The following is a 16,242-nucleotide window of genomic DNA, read 5'->3' as shown; positions in this document are numbered from 1 at the left end:
CCGGCCGCGAGGGCCATGCGTTTATGTGAATTCAGTGGGCGAGCGAGCTTTGCAGACGCGCGAGCTTGCCCTTCAGCGAGCCGTCGATGACCACGTCGCCGGTGTCGATCACCGCGCCGCCGATCAGCGATGCATCTACCGCGGTGGTGATGTCCACCTCGCGGCCAAAACGCTTCTTCAGTGCAGCGGCGATCGTGTCCAGCTCGGCCGGCGTCATCTCGGTGGCCGATGTCACGGTCGCCTTGACGACATGCTCGGCCTCGGCACGCAGCTGTTCGTACAGCCCCGCCACTTCCGGCAACAGCGACAGCCGATGCGCATCGGCCAGCAGGCCGAGGAAACGCAGATAGTGTTCGCCAGCCTGCGGCGGCGCCAGCAACGTCACTGCCTGTTCCTGGCGCAGGGCCGGGTTGAGCAGCAGCGCAGCCACGCGTGGGTCGCCGGCCACCTGCGCCGAAAACGCCAGCGCATCGGACCAGGGCGCGAACGTGCCGCCCTCACGCGCGATTGCAAACGCGGCACGGCCGTAGGGACGGGCAAGTGTGAGGGCCTGACTCATCGGTTAAATCTCCGCCGCCAGCTCGTCGAGCAGCGCCTTGTGAGCGTTGGCGTCGATTTCGCGCTTGAGCAGCTTCTCGGCGCCGCTGACCGCCAGCACCGAGATCTGCTTGCGCAGTTCTTCGCGGGCACGGGTGGCAGATGCGTCGATTTCGGTCTGGGCCAGATCCTTCTGACGGTTGGCTTCGGCAATCGCCTCGAGCTTGGCCGCTTCGATGATCTGATTGGCGCGCGCATGGGCCTGATCGATGATCTCGTTGGCCTTGGTGCGTGCGTCTTTCAGTGCTTCGTTGACCTTTTCCTGGGCCTGCGCCAGATCCTTCTGACTACGATCGGCGGCAGCCAGACCTTCAGCGATCTTTTGCTGACGCTCTTCGATCGCCTGCAGCAGCGGCGGCCAGATTTTGGTCGCGACGATCCAGATCAGACCGGCGAAGGCCAGCGCCTGGGCAAAGATGGTAAGGGTGATATCCATGGGTCGCTCAATCGCTGTTTAGGGGTGAAAGCGCCGCCGCAGTGGCGACGCTTTCCGACCTTCATCCGCGGGCGCAGCCGCACTGGCTGCATCCACATCCTGCTACCGCTGGATCAGCCGGCAGCCTGCGACAGACGCTCGATGAACACCTGGGCCAGCGGGTTGGCGAAGGCGAACAGCAGGCCGACGGCGACGCTGATGATGAACGCGGCGTCGATCAAGCCGGCGGTGATGAACATACGCACCTGCAGCACCGGAATCAGTTCCGGCTGGCGCGCGGCCGATTCCAGGAACTTGCCAGCCATGATGGCCAGACCGAGGCCGGCACCCAGCGCGGCCAGGCCGATCATGATGCCGACGGCGAGGACGGTGGAGCTCTGGACTTGAGCGAGGTTGGTCAGGACGGCGAGGTACATGGTGATCTCCGAACGAAAGTTTCTAAGGGTGATGGATGAATCGAGATGAAGCGTATGAAGGGTGTAGCGAAACTCAGTGACTGTCTTCCGCAAGGCTCAGATACACGATCGACAGCATCATGAAAATGAAGGCCTGCAGCGGAATCACCAACAGGTGGAACAGCATCCAGCCAAGGCCGAATACGCCGCCAGCGACCATGCCGGCGATGCCCGCACCGCCCAGCACCCAGATCAGCAGGAAGACGATCTCGCCGCCGAACATGTTGCCGAACAGTCGCATCGCCAACGAAATCGGCTTGCTCAGCCACTCGACGATGTTCAAAAGCAGGTTGAACGGCATCATCCATTTGCCGAACGGCGCCGTCAGGAATTCCTTGGTCATGCCGCCAACGCCCTTGGAGCGCAGCGAGAAGACGATCATCAGGAAGAACACGCTGATCGACATGCCCAAGGTGGCATTGACGTCGGCGGTGGGCACCGGCTTCCAGGCGTGGATGCCTGCCCAACCGAGCGGAATGGCGATGAAGTCGGCCGGAACCATCTTGAGGAGATTCATCAACAGGATCCAGAAGAAGATGGTGATCGCGATCGGCGTCACCAGCTTGCTGCTGCCGTGATAGGTGTCCTTGGCCTGCCGGTCGACGAACTCCAGGCAGATTTCCACGAATGCCTGCCACTTGCCCGGCACGCCGGCCGTGGCATTGCGGGTCGCCGTCCAGAACGCCAGCACCATGACCAGGCCCATCAACACGGCCATGACCAGGGTATCGACGTGGATGGTCCAAAACGTGCCGCCACCCTCGCGAACCGGATAGATCAGGTTCTGCAAGTGATGCTGGATATAGGAGGTAGGTGTTGCTGCCTCGCCCGCCATGTGTCTGGAGCCCTTTAAGTTCGAATCAACGCCTGGCCAGAGCCAGAACCTGAAAAATCAACCCGATGGCGATACCTGCCAACAGAGCCAGAGGAGGCAACCGCCACAGGGCAAAGCCCAGCGACAACGCCGCAAATACCAACACCCACTTCAGCACCATCGCCAGCACCAACCGCACCATCGCGATGCCTGCTGCCTGGATGCCGCCGCCGAGCGCGGTGCGTGCCGCAACCCAACCGCCCAGTACCGTCGCAAACCCGGTCAATGCCAGACCGGCAGAGTAACGGGGACCGACCAACAGCAACCCCAGACTGGTTATAGCTACAGCAGCAAGCGGATATACCGCAGCGCGCAGCATCAACCGCCGACCCGCGTCAACGGAGTTCAGCACTACGGTTACCTTACGTGTGAATGAGGGGGGAAGCGCAGTTGCGCCTCGTCGAGCCGCGAAAGTATAGCAATGGGACAAATTGCGAGACAACCGGCAGAAGTCATTCGCTGCTGCAATGCACCAAGCATGCGTCGTGGCGGCGGGTGGGAACTTTGCCACAAACCGGCGGTCAGAACCTGCGAGGCCTGCACATCCTCGTCGAAAGGTACCGCCGCAGGTCGCGTATGGGAGCCCTGGGAGACCGGGGCTCCCGCTTTTTACGCATTTTGTCGCACCCTGACACTTTCCCATCCGCGGTCCAATCCGCCGCACTGCACGATGTTTCGATCTGTGCAGTGGCTGGGTTCGGGCACCGCAGCGTGTGAAACGTCATCCGTTGCGCAGTTGGCGGCCATGACCGTACCTGATGGTATGCACTGGGACACACTTTGCGCGGGTCGTCTTCAACCCTGGATTTGCCGCGCCCTGCGCGCGATGCCCATGCCTGTTGAGCCTGTGGACCGTTTTGTCCGATTGCTATATCGGCCTTCACATGTGTGCGACGAGTTCTTCACTTTCGAAAGACGCTGCCTTATCGATAGTGCGCGCCACTGGCCCATCGGCCTGACCATTCCAAGATTACGGAGCTCCCCATGAAACACCTTCTCGCACTGGCGATCCCGTGCGTTCTGGCCGTCGCCTATGTCGCCCCCGCGCACGCCGAAGATAGCGATGACCGCTTCCAGATTCGCCTCGGTGCGATGAATGTGGACAACGACAACACCATCCGTGGCAACACGCTGGTGGCAGGCAACAATGTGTCGGTCAACGAAGATTTCAAGCTGGGCGGCAAGGAATGGGAGCCGCGCGTCGATGGCGTGTTCCGCATCAGCACCCGTCAGCGCCTGATCTTCGATTACTTCAAGTACGACAAGGATCGCCGCGAGACCCTGACCCAGGATCTGAGCGCCGGTGGCGTGACCGTGCCGACCGGTAGCTTCATCAAGGGTGAGCTGAAGTATCAGGTCGCGACCCTGGTGTACGACTACTCGGTGATCGATTCGCCGGAATTCAGCCTGGGCCTGCAGATCGGTGCCGAATACGCCAAGGTCGAAGCCAATGCGTATGCCGATCTGGGCAGCGTGTTCTCCGGCGATGTGCTGGACGAGAAGGCCGATGGCGTTGCGCCGGTGGTTGGCGTCCGCTTCACCGCGCGTCCGAGCGAGCATTGGCTGTTCAACGTGCAGGGTCAGTACCTCAACACCAGCTGGGGCAACTTCGACGACTACGAGGGCGACCTGAGCCGCGCCAACGCGATTGCCGAATACCGCTTCACCAAGAACTTCGGCATCTTCGCCGGCTACGACTGGTTCAAGCTCGATGTCGACCAGCGCGGCAGCGATGGCTTGATCGGCCTGAAGCAGGAGTTCAAGGGCCCGGTGGCAGGCGTGACGTTCGCGTTCTGATCTGCGCCACTGTTGCAAGCGAACGGCCCGCCCTGTGCGGGCCGTTCGCGTTTCAGCTGCCGGGCGGCGTCGACGGCACCGGGAACAGCTGGGTGGCCACGCACACGTAGTCGGCCAGCGGCATCTCGTCCATGCCGGCGCGCAGTACGTCCACCTGCGCCGGATCGGCGATCGGCTTGGATACCCAACGTCCCTGCTCTGGGATCAGTTGGCTGCCGTAACGCTGCGGCTTGCCGTTCGCGATGAGCACGCGATCGGTCAGCAACACCAGTTGATGCGCCGACACCTCGCCACTGCGTGCGCCATGCCGGGTCAGCGTGCCCAGCACGCGCTCCTGCAAGGCCGGATCGGCGTCGGCATGCTGCACCAGCAGCCAGGCGGCGGCCACGCCGTCGCGTCCGACCTGCGCCACGCTGGGCAAACCATCGTGTTCGGCGACGATGCGACGCATCTGCGGCAGATGCTCGGCGTCCATCACCACCATCTTGCCCATCGCTTCCTGCGACCAGTCACCGTTGCGGACCTGTTGATCCAGGCGCTCCATCTCCAGCAACCGCGCGCGCAATGCGGGGGCGCTGGGAGCCGCCGTCGCCTCGGCAGGCGTGGCGGTCGCGGCATCCGCCTTGGCCTGCTCCTGCGCGCGCACGAACGCCGCCGCACTTGGGCATTTGGCCAGCGCCGCCGCCATCTCCGGATCGTCCTGCGTGGACGCAGCTGCGGCGGTCACCGTCGCGAGCATGCAGCTCATCCCTATTCCGAGCACGGCCTTGCGCATCGATAGACACTCCCTGTGATGGACTGCGTGGCCGGACATCCGGACAGCTTTCACTTGCAACATGCCCCAGCCACGATGCCTCGTGCAAGACGGGGCGACGGGGTCTTGCAGCGGCTGAGCGGGCGCCGGCGTTGTCGGCATCGTGCGCAGACGTTGCCCCCCGCAGGGATGTCATCCACATCCGGTTCCGGGTAAGGGCGGCTAACAACACGACTTTGCTCACCGACATGCGGGGGCGGCCGGTCCGCGCTGCCGCATGGACCTCGCGTTCACTCCGGTTCGTCCGCGTCGTCCATACCCACCTGACGACTGCTGGCTACGTCCTGCTAACCGCTCTGGGGCGCGGTTGCGCAGCCATGTCATCGGCCGGCTTGTGCCGCCATACCCACCTGACGACTGCTGGCTACGTCCTGTTAGCCGCTTTGGGGCGCGGTTGCGCAGCCACGCCATCGGCCGGCTTGTGCCGCCATACCCACCTGACGACTGCTGGCTACGTTCTGTTAGCCGCTCTGGGGCGCGGTTGCGCAGCCATGTCATCGGCCGGCTTGTAACGCCCATGCCGCCCTTGCCTGCGGACGCGCGGTTTTGCGTGCTCTTTCCAGTTCTGATCGCGTTGCCACGCTACTCGATGAGTCGCTTGTCGATCAGCGCACCAACGACGCGGGCATCGTCAACCAGCGGCACGCTGCAGCTAAGCACCGGCGAGCGCCAGGGTGCTCACTCGGCGACGCGTTCGCCGCCCTTGATCACGCCCTCTACCTGCCGCAGCACGGTGACGTCCTGCAGCGGATCGCCGCTGACCGCAATCAGATCGGCGTAGCGGCCCGGGGCGATGGCGCCGACGTCACTGCTGCGCCCCAGGGCCTCTGCCGCATCCACGGTGGCGGCGCGGATCGCTTCCAATGGCGTCATGCCCCACTCCACCATCTTGGCGAACTGGCGGGCGTTGTCGCCGTTGGGATACACGCCGCCATCGCTGCCGAACACCAGCTTGACGCCGGCCGCGTGCGCGGCGCGGAAGGTCTCACGCTGCTTGCGCCCGATCTGGCGCTCCTTTTCCAGCGATTCGGCGAACAGGCCGTTCTTTTCGCCCTCGGCAAGGATGTAGTCGTCGTTGTAGATGTCCATCGAAAACCAGGTGCCATGCGCCTTGGCCAGCTTGAAGGACTCCGCATCGGCCAGGCTGGCGTGCTCGATGGTGTCGGCACCGGCGCGAATCGCATCGTTGATGCCGGCGGTGCCATGCGCGTGCACGGCGACCTTCAGGCCCAACCGGTGCGCTTCGTCCACCAGCGCGCGCATTTCCTCCAGGCTGTATTGCTGCCCGCCGACGCTGTCGGTCTTGGACAGCACTCCGCCGGTACCGCAGAACTTGATCACTTCTGCGCCGTATTTACGCAGCGTCCGCACCGCGGCGCGGATCGCGTCCGGACCATCGGCGACACCGGGGCCGGTGACCTTGACCGAGGGCGGGAATTCGGTGGCATCGCAGTGGCCACCGGTCGCGCCGATGCCATAGGTCGCCGGCACGATGCGCGGGCCGGGCACGGTGCCGCGCTCGATCGCCTGCTTGAGCGCGACATCGTCGTAGTTGAGCGAACCGACATTGCGCACCGTGGTGAAGCCTGCGCGCAGCGTTTTTGCGGCATTGGCCACACCGACCACGGTCCAGAAATTGTCGGTGTACTCCAGTCCCTTATAGCCGCCCAGGGTGGGGTCCACGGTGAGATGCACATGCATGTCGATCAACCCCGGCAACAGCGTGCGCTCGCCCAGATCGATGCGCTGCGCATCGGCCGGCAGCGGATCGCCCTGCCGACCGACGCGGGTGATACGGCGGGCGGCCACTTCGATCTGCGGTTTGTCCACATAGCGGCCGGTCTGCACGTCCAGCAGGCGCGCGGCGGTGATCACGGTGGTCTGTGCGTACGCACACAGCGAGGCACACAGGCAGCCAGCAGCGGCGAGCAGCGCCGGCAAACGCATCTTCGACATCGGGGTCGTCCCTGAGCTGCGAACGGCGTGTCCGCAACCCGATGGTGCAAGCGCACTGCGGGCTGTGCAAGCGCCACGGAGATCCCACTGTGGCAATGCCATGCGCGGCGGCGTCAGCCCTGCCTGGCGCGCGCGCGATGCACGAGCGCCACCCGCCCAGACTGGAGGCTGCCGGATGACCTGCGAAATCCGCTTGCAGGGGTCAGCATTGTCGACGCATGCGATCGAGTGCAGCCGCCAAGCGGGGTCGCCACATGCGGCTGCGTACCACGCTGGAAACCGCGGAAAAATCCGCGCGTGCGCAGTAGCGCCGCATGCACTTGACCCCTACCACACGCATGGCACGGCACCGGCACCGCCACTGCAACTGCACAGGCAACGACCACAGCAAAAGCGATCACGCGCACCAATCCCCATCACGACAACGCCCCGCACAAGGCGGGGCGTTGCTGACAGCAGCCGAGGCGAGCTGTTACTTCTTCTTCGGGATGTACAGGTCGGTGATGGTGCCGTCGTACACCTCGGCCGCCATGCCGACCGATTCGCTCAGGGTCGGATGCGCGTGGATGGTGTGGCCGATGTCTTCGGCTTCGGCACCCATCTCGATCGCCAGGCCAATCTCGGCCAACAGGTCACCGGCATGCACGCCGACGATGGCGCCACCGATGATGCGGTGGGTGTCTTCGTCGAAGATCAGCTTGGTGAAGCCTTCGGTGCGGCCGATGCCGATCGCGCGGCCGCTGGCGGCCCACGGGAACTTGGCCACGCCGACCTTCAGGCCCTTGGCCTTGGCTTCGTTCTCGGTGACGCCGACCCAGGCGATTTCCGGGTTGGTGTACGCCACCGACGGAATCACCCGCGCCACCCATTCCTTTTTCTCGCCGGCCGCCACTTCAGCGGCCAGCTTGCCTTCGTGGGTGGCCTTGTGCGCCAGCATCGGGTTGCCGACGATGTCGCCGATGGCGAAGATGTGCGGCACGTTGGTGCGCATCTGCCGGTCCACCGGAATGAAGCCGCGCTCGGTGACGGTGACGCCCGCCTTCTCCGCACCGATCTTCTTGCCGTTGGGCGAGCGGCCCACGGCCACCAGCACGCGATCGAAGGCAGTCGCCTGCAGGCCGGGCTTCTCGCCCTCCACGGCCGCTTCGAAGGACACGGTGATGCCGCTCTTGTCGGCCTTCACGTCGGTAGCCTTGGTCTTGAGATGGACCTCGACGCCCTGCTTCTTCAGGCGATCGGCCAGCGGCTTGACCAGGTCCTTGTCGGCGCCCGGCATCAGCTGATCCATAAACTCGACCACAGTGACCTTGCTGCCCAACGCGCTGTACACCGTGGCCATTTCCAGGCCAATGATGCCGCCGCCGACCACCAGCAGGGTCTTGGGAATGTCGTGCAGTTCCAGCGCGTCGGTGGAGTCCATCACGCGCTTGTCGTCCCACGGGAAGTTGGGCAACTTCACCGCCTGCGACCCGGCGGCGATGACGCAATGCTCGAAGCGCAGCAGCTGCGTCTTGCCGTCGTCGCCGACGATCTCCAACTCGTTGGGCGAGACGAAACTGGCCACACCGGTGACGGTGCGCACCTTGCGCTGCTTGGCCATGCTGGCCAGGCCGCCGGTGAGCTTGCCGACCACTTTTTCCTTGTACTCGCGCAGCTTGTACAGGGTGATCTTGGGCTGGCCGAAGTCCACGCCGAAATCGCCGGCATGGGCCACTTCGTCGATCACCGCGGCGGCATGCAGCAGCGCCTTGGACGGGATGCAGCCGACGTTGAGGCAGACGCCGCCGAGGCTGGCGTAGCGCTCGATCAGCACCGTGTCCAGGCCCAGGTCGGCAGCGCGGAACGCAGCGGTATAGCCGCCGGGGCCGGCGCCGAGCACCACCATCTTGCAGTCGATGTCCGCGGTCTTGCCGCTGGCCAGCGCCGGCTTGGGCGCTGCCGGCTCGGCCGGGGCGCGGTGCGACGGCGTCACCGGCGGCTTGCTGCCGGGTGCGGCGGCCGCGGGAGCTGCAGGCGCGGCGGCCTTGGTCTCGGCCTTGGCGGGCGCAGGCGCGGCGGCCTCGCCTTCGGTTTCCAGCAGCAGCACCACGGCGCCTTCGGACAGGTTGTCGCCAATCTTGACCTTGAGCTCTTTGACCACACCGGCAGCCGAAGACGGCACTTCCAGCGTGGCCTTGTCCGATTCCAGCGTGACCAGGCCCTGGTCCTTGGCCACGCTGTCGCCCACGGCGACCAGCACTTCGATGACGGGGACATCGCTGTAATCGCCGATGTCAGGAACCTTGATTTCAATGACCGCCATTTGCTTCTCCTGTGGCTTAACCGGCTGTGCCGGCAAGCGTCTGCTGGAGTTCATCCAGCGACGATTCGATTTGGGTCCAGCGCTTGTCGCGCTTCTTTTCCTTGCCGTCGCTGGCTTCGATCAGCAGCGCGGCCTGTTGCAGCAGCAGTTCGCCGGCGCCGCAGCTCGGGCGCGTGCCGCTGTAGCGCACGCCCTCGACCTGGAACGACAGCACCTCGCCCTCGGTCACCGGCGCGGTGCGGCCGCTCGGTGCCAGCTGGGTCAAGGCCGCGGTCCAGTTGCTGACCAGCCGTTTGGCCAACGCCGCCGGAATCGGGATCTCGACCGTTTCAGGCGTCTGCTCGGTGCGGAACTGCACACTGCCGCGATCGCTCTGGCTGACCCAGCTGTAGACGCGCTCGTCGGCGCGGCTGTGGCGCAGGGTCCAGTCGGCGCCGTCCTTGCCCGGCACCAGCGACACGCCGCTTTCCACGCCACGTGTGGGCAGGGTCAGCAACGACAATGCCGGCTTGTTGCCGCCGTCGAGCAGCGTGCTCACCGCGGTGCCGTAGTTGCCCACGGCCGGCGGCCAGCCGCGCCCCAGCGTGCTGTCGCACTCGCGTGCCACCGCGCAGGTCCACGGCAACACGCCGAGCACGGCGATCGTCAGCAGTGCAGTCCTCACAGCAGGACGCGACGCATGTCGGCCAGCACCTGGCTGAGGTAGGTGGTGAAGCGGGCTGCCAGCGCGCCGTCGATGACGCGGTGGTCGTAGCTCAGCGACAACGGCAGCATCAACGTCGGTACGAATTCCTTGCCGTTCCAGACCGGCTGCATCGCCGACTTGGACACGCCCAGGATCGCTACTTCCGGCGCATTGATGATCGGCGTGAACGCGGTGCCGCCGATGCCGCCGAGCGAGCTGATCGAGAAGCAGCCACCGCTCATGTCGGCCGGGCCCAGCTTGCCGTCGCGCGCCTTCTTGGCCAGCTCGCCGCTTTCCTGGGCGATCTGCAGCACGCCCTTCTTGTCGACGTCGCGGATCACCGGCACCACCAACCCGTTCGGCGTATCGGCGGCAAACCCGATGTTGATGTACTTCTTCAGCGTGAGGTTTTCGCCGGCTGCGTCGAGCGAGGCATTGAACTCGGGGAACTTCTTCAGCGCAGCGGCGCTGGCCTTGACCAGAAAGGCGAGCATGGTCAGCTTGATGCCGGCCTTCTCGTTTTCCTTGTTCAGCGCCACGCGCAGGGCTTCCAGGTCGGTGATGTCGGCCGATTCGAACTGGGTGACGTGCGGAATCATGGCCCAGTTGCGCGCCAGGTTGGCACCAGAAATTTTCTTGATGCGCGACAGCGGCTGGGTTTCGGTCTCGCCGAACTTGCTGAAGTCCACCTTCGGCCAGGCCAGCAGGTTCAAGCCGTTGCCACCACCGGCCGGTGCGGCACCGGCTGCGGCAGGCGCGCCGCCGGTGAGCGCGGCCTTGACGAAGCGCTGCACGTCTTCACGGGTGATGCGGCCGCCCTTTTCGCTGCCCTTGAGCTGGTTCAGATCCACGCCCAGCTGGCGTGCGAATACGCGCACCACCGGGCTGGCGTAGGCCACCTTGGACGGCAGCACGCTGTCGGCGTCGAAGGTCACCGGCGGGCTGCTCGGGTTGCCGGCCGATGGCTGGCTACCTTGCGAGGCATCGCTGGAACGTGCGCCCTGCACCTGCGCGATCTCGCGCTGGGCCAGCTTGTCCGGCTCGGCCGACACCGCGACCGGCTCGACCTTGCCGGCAGTTTCGGCGGTGTCGGTGGTGGGTTTGGCCGGAGATTGCGCCGCACCGACGCCGCCATCGCTGGCAGCGATGATCGCCACCACATTGCCCTGCGACAGCGTGTCGCCGACCTTGACCTTGAGCTCCTTGACCACGCCGGCGGCCGAGGACGGCACTTCCATCGTGGCCTTGTCCGATTCCAGCGTGACCAGGCTCTGGTCCTTGGCGACGGTATCGCCGACGGCGACCAGCACTTCGATCACCGGGATGTCGGTGTAGTCGCCGATATCGGGCACGCGCGCTTCGACCAGACCGCCTTCGGCGGCAGGTGCAGCCGGCGCGGCCTTGGCAGCAGGTGCCGGTGCAGCAGCGGGCGCAGCCTTGGCCGGAGCGGCAGGAGCAGCTGCTGCTGCGGGCTTGGCCGCAGTGTCGGCGCCGGCATCGGCCACTTCGATCAGCGCCACCAGGGCGCCCTGCGACAGCGAATCGCCGACCTTGACCTTGATCTCCTTGACCACGCCGGACACCGACGAGGGCACTTCCATCGTGGCCTTGTCCGATTCCAGCGTGACCAGGCTCTGGTCCTTTGCGACCGTATCGCCGACCGACACCAGCACCTCGATTACCGGGACGTCGCTGTAGTCACCGATATCGGGGACAAGTGCTTCCTTGATTTCGGCCATACGGGGAACTCCGGCAACAGATGGGGAAACCCCTATTGTGGCCGGCCACGGGCCGCAGCGCCAACCATTGGCGTCGAAAAAATCGCACGGCCCGCAGGATGCAGCGTCCGCGCACGCAGGTGCATGCTTATTTCGAGGCGCGTCGATCCACCTGCAACAGGTGCAGTGGCGCGCCCGAGGGCAAACGATACGCCAGCGCATTGTCCAGCCCATCCAGCGCTTCGACGCGGTCGCACAAACGCTGCGCACGCGGGCGCAATGCACGCGCCTGCGGCTCGACCAGACGCTCGATGCGCGCTTCCAGCCCATCGAGCGAACGCAGCTGCATATCGTTGCCGGTGAGCCCGGACTGCACCGCACCGGCGATCACATCGCCGATCAACTGCGGCAACACCTCGGCGACCAGCGCGCCGATGTCGTCGTCGATATTCACGGGCGTGAGCTGGCTTTTGCTGAAGCTCTGCTTCAAGCGCAGATCGATCTTTTCGCGCACGCTGGCCAGTTGCGCGCGGGTCGCCTCGGGACTGCGGCTGAACCCGGCCGCCACTTCGCCGAGCGCGGTGACCGCAATGTCGGCGGCCTCGCGCCCAACCTCCTGCGCCAGCGGCACCACCTCACGGGTCTGCCGCTCGAACTGGATCAGGCGGGTACGGTCGTCTGCACTCAGCGTCACCCAGCGATCGTCGACGAACAACGCGCCCTGGCGCATCACCAGGCGCTGCGGCGTCCCGGCGCTACGAATCAGGATGAGGCTGCGCGGATTGAGCGTGAGGTCGTAATCGCTACTGACATCGCACTGCATCTCGTCGGCAAGCGCCACATCCGCTGCAGTGAGGATGCCCAGTGCGAGCGTTGCCGCCATCGTCATTGCATGTCTGATCGTCATCGCGGTACTCCTTCATGTGCTGCCTGCACTGTGCGGCCACGCGCTGTGGGCTGCCTGTGCCGGACGCTGGCATGACTTATGGCGGCAGCTGGCGACGTGCTGGTTGCATGCACACGCGCTGACGGGCGCGCATTGCGCAGACACGCATCATCGTCGGCGATTCATTGACGTGGGCCAGGGCCGCATCAGTCCAACACATCGCGCACCGGTTGCCATGCGGCGCACAAACGCGGCAACGACCAAGCGGCGTTGGCCGGACTGGTGGACGGCAAGGCCAGCAGCGGTACGCTGCGCGCGTCCTGCGACAACAGCGGCTGTACATGGCGATGCCAGGCCTGCGCCGCCGCGGCGCCATTGCAGGCCACCATGCGCAGCTGCGGCAAACCTGCCAGCAACGCAGGCAGCGGATTGACCACCACACTGTCTGCGACGATCGCAGCATCCAGGCTGCCGCGACGCGCGCATTGGCCGATCACATCCCATAACCCGACACCCCGTGCGTTCAATGCCTGCATGCGCGCGGCATACGTCGCGGCAGCATCAATACCCAAGAGGGCATGCATCACTGGCCAGAACCGATTGCGTGGATGCGCGTAATAGCGGCCGGCCTCCAACGAGGCGATGCCTGGCATCGAGCCGAGTACCAAGACACGGCAATCGTTAGGAATGTGCGCTGGCAAGCCGTCACGTACGGCATTTTTCGTCACGGCAATCGCATCTGCGTGAATGTCTTTTTCAGCTTGCATGTCGCAACCACGGCCTTCTTGGGAAAGTTCCTGAACAAACGAAATTTTAGCGAGTCGCAGGTGGGCGTGGATTCAGATTTTCAGGAATAGCTTTGGCGCGGCCCACTCCACGGGCCTAACAAAAATTATGCGAGGAGACCCCCAATGCGTGCCATTTCCATCCTGAGCCTGGCTGCTGTATCCGCACTTGCGATTGCACCGTCCGCGTTCGCGCAGGACACCACCTATACCGGCGATACCTCCTCGACTTCCACCAGCGCCGATAGCGCGTCCGGCAAGCATTGGGCAGTGGTCGGCGGTGTCGCCCTGATCAAGCCGAAGAACGATCCGGCTCCGGGCCTGGACGTCGATGGCGGCCCGGCACCGACGCTGAGCGCCAGCTACTACATCAACGACAACTGGGCTGTTGAAGTGTGGGGCGCTGCCGACAAGTTCAATCACCGCGTCAACGCCGATGGCGTGGGCAAGGTGGGCACCGTCGAGCAGCAGCCGATCGCCATCAGCGGCCAGTACCACTTCGGCCAGGCCGACAATGTGTTCCGTCCGTTCGTGGGCGTGGGCTACTACGAGTCGAACTTCAGCAACGAGAAGATCGATGCGGCGTCGACCACCGGTCAGCACGTGGGCCTGGATACCGCCAAGGGCGTGATCGGCACCGTCGGTGTTGACATGAACATCAACTCCACCTGGTTCGCACGTGCCGACGCCCGCTACATGCGTTCGCGTCCGGAACTGCGTGTCGGCGGCCAGGGCACCGGCAGCGAGCTGGAACTGGATCCGTGGACTGTTGGCTTCGGTGTCGGCGCGCGCTTCTAAGCACGTCGCGATACACAACTGTCTGAGTCGAAAAAACGGGCCGCGAGGCCCGTTTTTTTATGTCCAACATCCACGTGCGCCAGCCTGGATCGACGCATTCGGCATTGCTGGCTGGCGTGCGCGTCGCGCTTCAACGCCAGTAGACGCTGCCACGCAACCGCGCGGTGCGCCAACGCCACCACAGCAAGGTGGCGTAAGCCAGTGCGTAGCCAAGCAGTACGCCGGCGGCGCCCAACAGGCTGGCGTGGCTGAGCCAGCCATCGACCGGCCATGCCACGCCCTGCCAGGCACTGCGCCAGCCCTGCACCATGCCGGCGATCACCCGCACCACCACCAGCGCCGTCAATGCCAGCACCAGCCAGAGATTGGGTCGATAGAACAACCCTTGGGCGGTACGCTCGAAGCGGGTCAGGCGTAAGGCCAGCACACCCAGCGCCAGCCCGCAGGCCCAACCGAAGGCGGCATGACTGATCGCACCCGGCCAGAATGCCGCAGCGATCGCGGTAAAAATGACGAACAACACGCTGGACAGCGCCGCTGAGGCCAGATTGATCATCAACAACCAGCCACGCGCCTGGCGCCGCGCAGTACCGACACGGAAACGTTGCAGCAGCGATAACGGAAACAGCACCGCGAACACCGCCAGGGCGATGATCACGGCCAGCGGGATGGCAAGAAGCAGGGGCATCGCGTCAATGGCCGAAGAAGATGGCCGACCACGCTACTACGCCTGCGTCAGGCGCGCGTGTTCGGCGCTGCACGTGCAATCGGCCGCGTACGCTTGCACGCCTCTACTTGGCAGCGCGCGGCGTGATGAGCGGCTGGGTGGGCGGTCTGCGCCCGCATCGCACTGCATGGATTCGCAAGCGTCAGACGCCCCATCTCGGCAGCATCGCATGCGGTACCGAGGGCATCGCTGCGGAGTGGGTGCGGTTGCAGGGAATGCGCAGTCCCCACCCCGCATCGGCAGCGCGCACGCACAAATGGCTCAAGGATGGGCGACAACCGTCGCCACAGTGCCGAGCTCCGTTTGGAGGCTCGCGCTTTGTCGTTGCGCTCTTTCAAACCGCGAAGACGGCGTTGTTGCAAGCCGTCGGGCACGGATGGACGGGGCGATCAGAGCGTGCAGCTCAGACTTGGGGCTCTGCGCATGCTGCATGCCCGCCCAGACCATCGGCCGCGCGCACCCACTGGTGAGCGCGGCCGTGTTGTTGATCGCCCTCAGAACGCGGGCAGTACCGCGCCCTTGTACTTCTGTTCGATAAAGGCCTTCACTTCCGGGCTGGTCAATGCCTTGGCCAGCTTCTGCACGCGCGGGTCGTCCTTGTTGTCTGCGCGCGCCACCAGGAAGTTCACGTACGGCGACTCCTTGCTTTCGATCGCCAGCGCGTCGCGGGTGGGGTTGAGTCCGGCGTCGAGTGCGTAGTTGGTGTTGATCAGCGCCAGATCGACCTGATCCAGCACACGCGGCAGCATCGCCGAATCGAGCTCGCGGAATTTCAGCTGCTTGGGGTTATCGACGATGTCGCGCTGGGTAGACAGCGCGTTGCTCGGATCCTTGAGTTTGATCACCCCGGCCTTGTCGAGCAGGATCAGCGCGCGGCTGTTGTTGCTCGGGTCGTTGGGGATCACCACGTCGGCGCCGCTCGGCAGGTCGGCCAGCGCCTTGAAGCGGCGCGAATACGCACCAAAGGGCTCGATATGCACGCCGACCACGGTCACCAGCTGGCTCTTGCGGTCGCGGTTGTACGCGTCCAGATAGGGCTCGGTCTGGAAATAATTGACGTCGATCTGCTTCTGCACAACCTGGTCGTTGGGCTGTACGTAATCGTTGAATACGCGCACGTCCAGCTTCACGCCCTGCTTGGCCAGCAGCGGTTCGACCACTTCCAGGATTTCGGCGTGCGGCACGGCGGTGGCGGCCACGGTGAGGGTGTCGCCACCGCTGCCGCCATTGCCGCCGCAGGACGCCAATGCCAGCGTGGCCGCAGCAAGAAGGGAACGAAACGCAAATGTGCTCATGAAAGGGTCCGTGGGAGGAGGAATGCGGACGGGCCGCAGGCGTTAAACCTAGCAGACCGCAGGTGCAGCGGCGATGCGGCGGCCAGCACGGGCTGTGCCTGCAAGACAAACACCGGG

General features: G+C 64.9%; 16 protein-coding genes and 1 other RNA gene. 3 read left to right on the top strand and 14 right to left on the bottom strand.

Translation table 11 applies throughout. The features are described 5' to 3' along the window. Positions 1 to 31 precede the first annotated feature (31 nt). The 5 genes from ABQU90_RS15400 to ABQU90_RS15380 form a co-directional block, all read right to left on the bottom strand. Positions 32 to 559 (bottom strand): F0F1 ATP synthase subunit delta, encoded by a 528-nt coding sequence (locus ABQU90_RS15400; RefSeq protein WP_055847999.1) that lies wholly within the window; start codon positions 557 to 559, stop codon positions 32 to 34. Between the two features lie 3 nt (positions 560 to 562). Then, positions 563 to 1,033 carry a F0F1 ATP synthase subunit B gene (locus ABQU90_RS15395; protein ID WP_055847997.1) on the bottom strand — a complete coding sequence of 157 codons (471 nt, stop codon included), beginning with the start codon at positions 1,031 to 1,033 and terminating at the stop codon, positions 563 to 565. 113 nt (positions 1,034 to 1,146) lie between these two features. Continuing rightward, a complete protein-coding gene (atpE, locus tag ABQU90_RS15390; protein ID WP_002814105.1) occupies positions 1,147 to 1,449 on the bottom strand; it encodes a F0F1 ATP synthase subunit C in 303 nt (100 codons plus the stop codon). Between the two features lie 73 nt (positions 1,450 to 1,522). After that, the gene (gene atpB, locus ABQU90_RS15385) at positions 1,523 to 2,323 is read right to left on the bottom strand and encodes a F0F1 ATP synthase subunit A (protein WP_055847994.1); all 801 of its coding nucleotides are present in this window, start codon (positions 2,321 to 2,323) and stop codon (positions 1,523 to 1,525) included. A 25-nt stretch (positions 2,324 to 2,348) separates the two neighbouring features. Then, positions 2,349 to 2,714 carry a hypothetical protein gene (locus tag ABQU90_RS15380; protein WP_074059361.1) on the bottom strand — a complete coding sequence of 122 codons (366 nt, stop codon included), beginning with the start codon at positions 2,712 to 2,714 and terminating at the stop codon, positions 2,349 to 2,351. Positions 2,715 to 3,346: 632 nt separating this feature from the next. Between ABQU90_RS15380 and ABQU90_RS15375 the strand changes: the two genes are divergently transcribed. Then, the gene (locus ABQU90_RS15375) at positions 3,347 to 4,159 is read left to right on the top strand and encodes a hypothetical protein (RefSeq protein ID WP_055847993.1); all 813 of its coding nucleotides are present in this window, start codon (positions 3,347 to 3,349) and stop codon (positions 4,157 to 4,159) included. A 52-nt stretch (positions 4,160 to 4,211) separates the two neighbouring features. Here ABQU90_RS15375 and ABQU90_RS15370 read toward each other — a convergent pair whose 3' ends face one another. Beyond that, positions 4,212 to 4,907 carry a DUF6624 domain-containing protein gene (locus ABQU90_RS15370; protein ID WP_323522489.1) on the bottom strand — a complete coding sequence of 232 codons (696 nt, stop codon included), beginning with the start codon at positions 4,905 to 4,907 and terminating at the stop codon, positions 4,212 to 4,214. A gap of 283 nt (positions 4,908 to 5,190) precedes the next feature. Between ABQU90_RS15370 and ABQU90_RS15365 the strand changes: the two genes are divergently transcribed. Continuing rightward, positions 5,191 to 5,266, top strand: a non-coding RNA gene (locus ABQU90_RS15365) — sX9 sRNA. Positions 5,267 to 5,651: 385 nt separating this feature from the next. Here the strand turns inward: ABQU90_RS15365 and ABQU90_RS15360 are convergent. From ABQU90_RS15360 to ABQU90_RS15335, 6 genes are all read right to left on the bottom strand, one after another. Further along, complete coding sequence (locus ABQU90_RS15360) at positions 5,652 to 6,929, bottom strand: Xaa-Pro dipeptidase (protein WP_323522490.1); 1,278 nt, start codon at positions 6,927 to 6,929, stop codon at positions 5,652 to 5,654. Between the two features lie 472 nt (positions 6,930 to 7,401). Beyond that, the gene (lpdA, locus tag ABQU90_RS15355) at positions 7,402 to 9,231 is read right to left on the bottom strand and encodes a dihydrolipoyl dehydrogenase (protein ID WP_323522491.1); all 1,830 of its coding nucleotides are present in this window, start codon (positions 9,229 to 9,231) and stop codon (positions 7,402 to 7,404) included. Between the two features lie 16 nt (positions 9,232 to 9,247). Then, positions 9,248 to 9,895 (bottom strand): hypothetical protein, encoded by a 648-nt coding sequence (locus tag ABQU90_RS15350; RefSeq protein ID WP_115562941.1) that lies wholly within the window; start codon positions 9,893 to 9,895, stop codon positions 9,248 to 9,250. Continuing rightward, on the bottom strand, positions 9,892 to 11,655 hold the full coding sequence (locus ABQU90_RS15345; RefSeq protein WP_323522492.1) for a dihydrolipoyllysine-residue acetyltransferase: 1,764 nt from the start codon (positions 11,653 to 11,655) through the stop codon (positions 9,892 to 9,894). Before ABQU90_RS15345 ends, ABQU90_RS15350 begins: the two co-directional genes overlap by 4 nt. 127 nt (positions 11,656 to 11,782) lie before the next feature. Then, complete coding sequence (locus tag ABQU90_RS15340; protein ID WP_323522493.1) at positions 11,783 to 12,541, bottom strand: DUF2884 family protein; 759 nt, start codon at positions 12,539 to 12,541, stop codon at positions 11,783 to 11,785. Positions 12,542 to 12,726: 185 nt separating this feature from the next. Then, positions 12,727 to 13,287: a DNA-deoxyinosine glycosylase gene (locus ABQU90_RS15335; protein ID WP_323522494.1), complete on the bottom strand. Its 561-nt coding sequence runs from the start codon at positions 13,285 to 13,287 to the stop codon at positions 12,727 to 12,729. Between the two features lie 144 nt (positions 13,288 to 13,431). Here ABQU90_RS15335 and ABQU90_RS15330 point away from each other — a divergent pair, with 144 nt between their 5' ends. Further along, positions 13,432 to 14,103, top strand: coding sequence for an OmpW/AlkL family protein (locus ABQU90_RS15330; RefSeq protein WP_115513954.1), 672 nt, complete (start codon positions 13,432 to 13,434; stop codon positions 14,101 to 14,103). 130 nt (positions 14,104 to 14,233) lie between these two features. Here ABQU90_RS15330 and ABQU90_RS15325 read toward each other — a convergent pair whose 3' ends face one another. Together ABQU90_RS15325 and ABQU90_RS15320 are read right to left on the bottom strand one after the other, a co-directional pair. Then, the gene (locus tag ABQU90_RS15325) at positions 14,234 to 14,791 is read right to left on the bottom strand and encodes a CcdC protein domain-containing protein (protein WP_115554651.1); all 558 of its coding nucleotides are present in this window, start codon (positions 14,789 to 14,791) and stop codon (positions 14,234 to 14,236) included. 533 nt (positions 14,792 to 15,324) lie between these two features. Beyond that, the gene (locus ABQU90_RS15320) at positions 15,325 to 16,125 is read right to left on the bottom strand and encodes a MetQ/NlpA family ABC transporter substrate-binding protein (RefSeq protein WP_055847969.1); all 801 of its coding nucleotides are present in this window, start codon (positions 16,123 to 16,125) and stop codon (positions 15,325 to 15,327) included. Positions 16,126 to 16,242 lie beyond the last annotated feature (117 nt).

The organism is Xanthomonas sp. WHRI 10207, from assembly GCF_040202975.1.
In the GTDB taxonomy this organism is placed as follows: Bacteria; Pseudomonadota; Gammaproteobacteria; order Xanthomonadales; family Xanthomonadaceae; genus Xanthomonas.
This window is presented reverse-complemented; position numbering and strand designations above follow the sequence as displayed.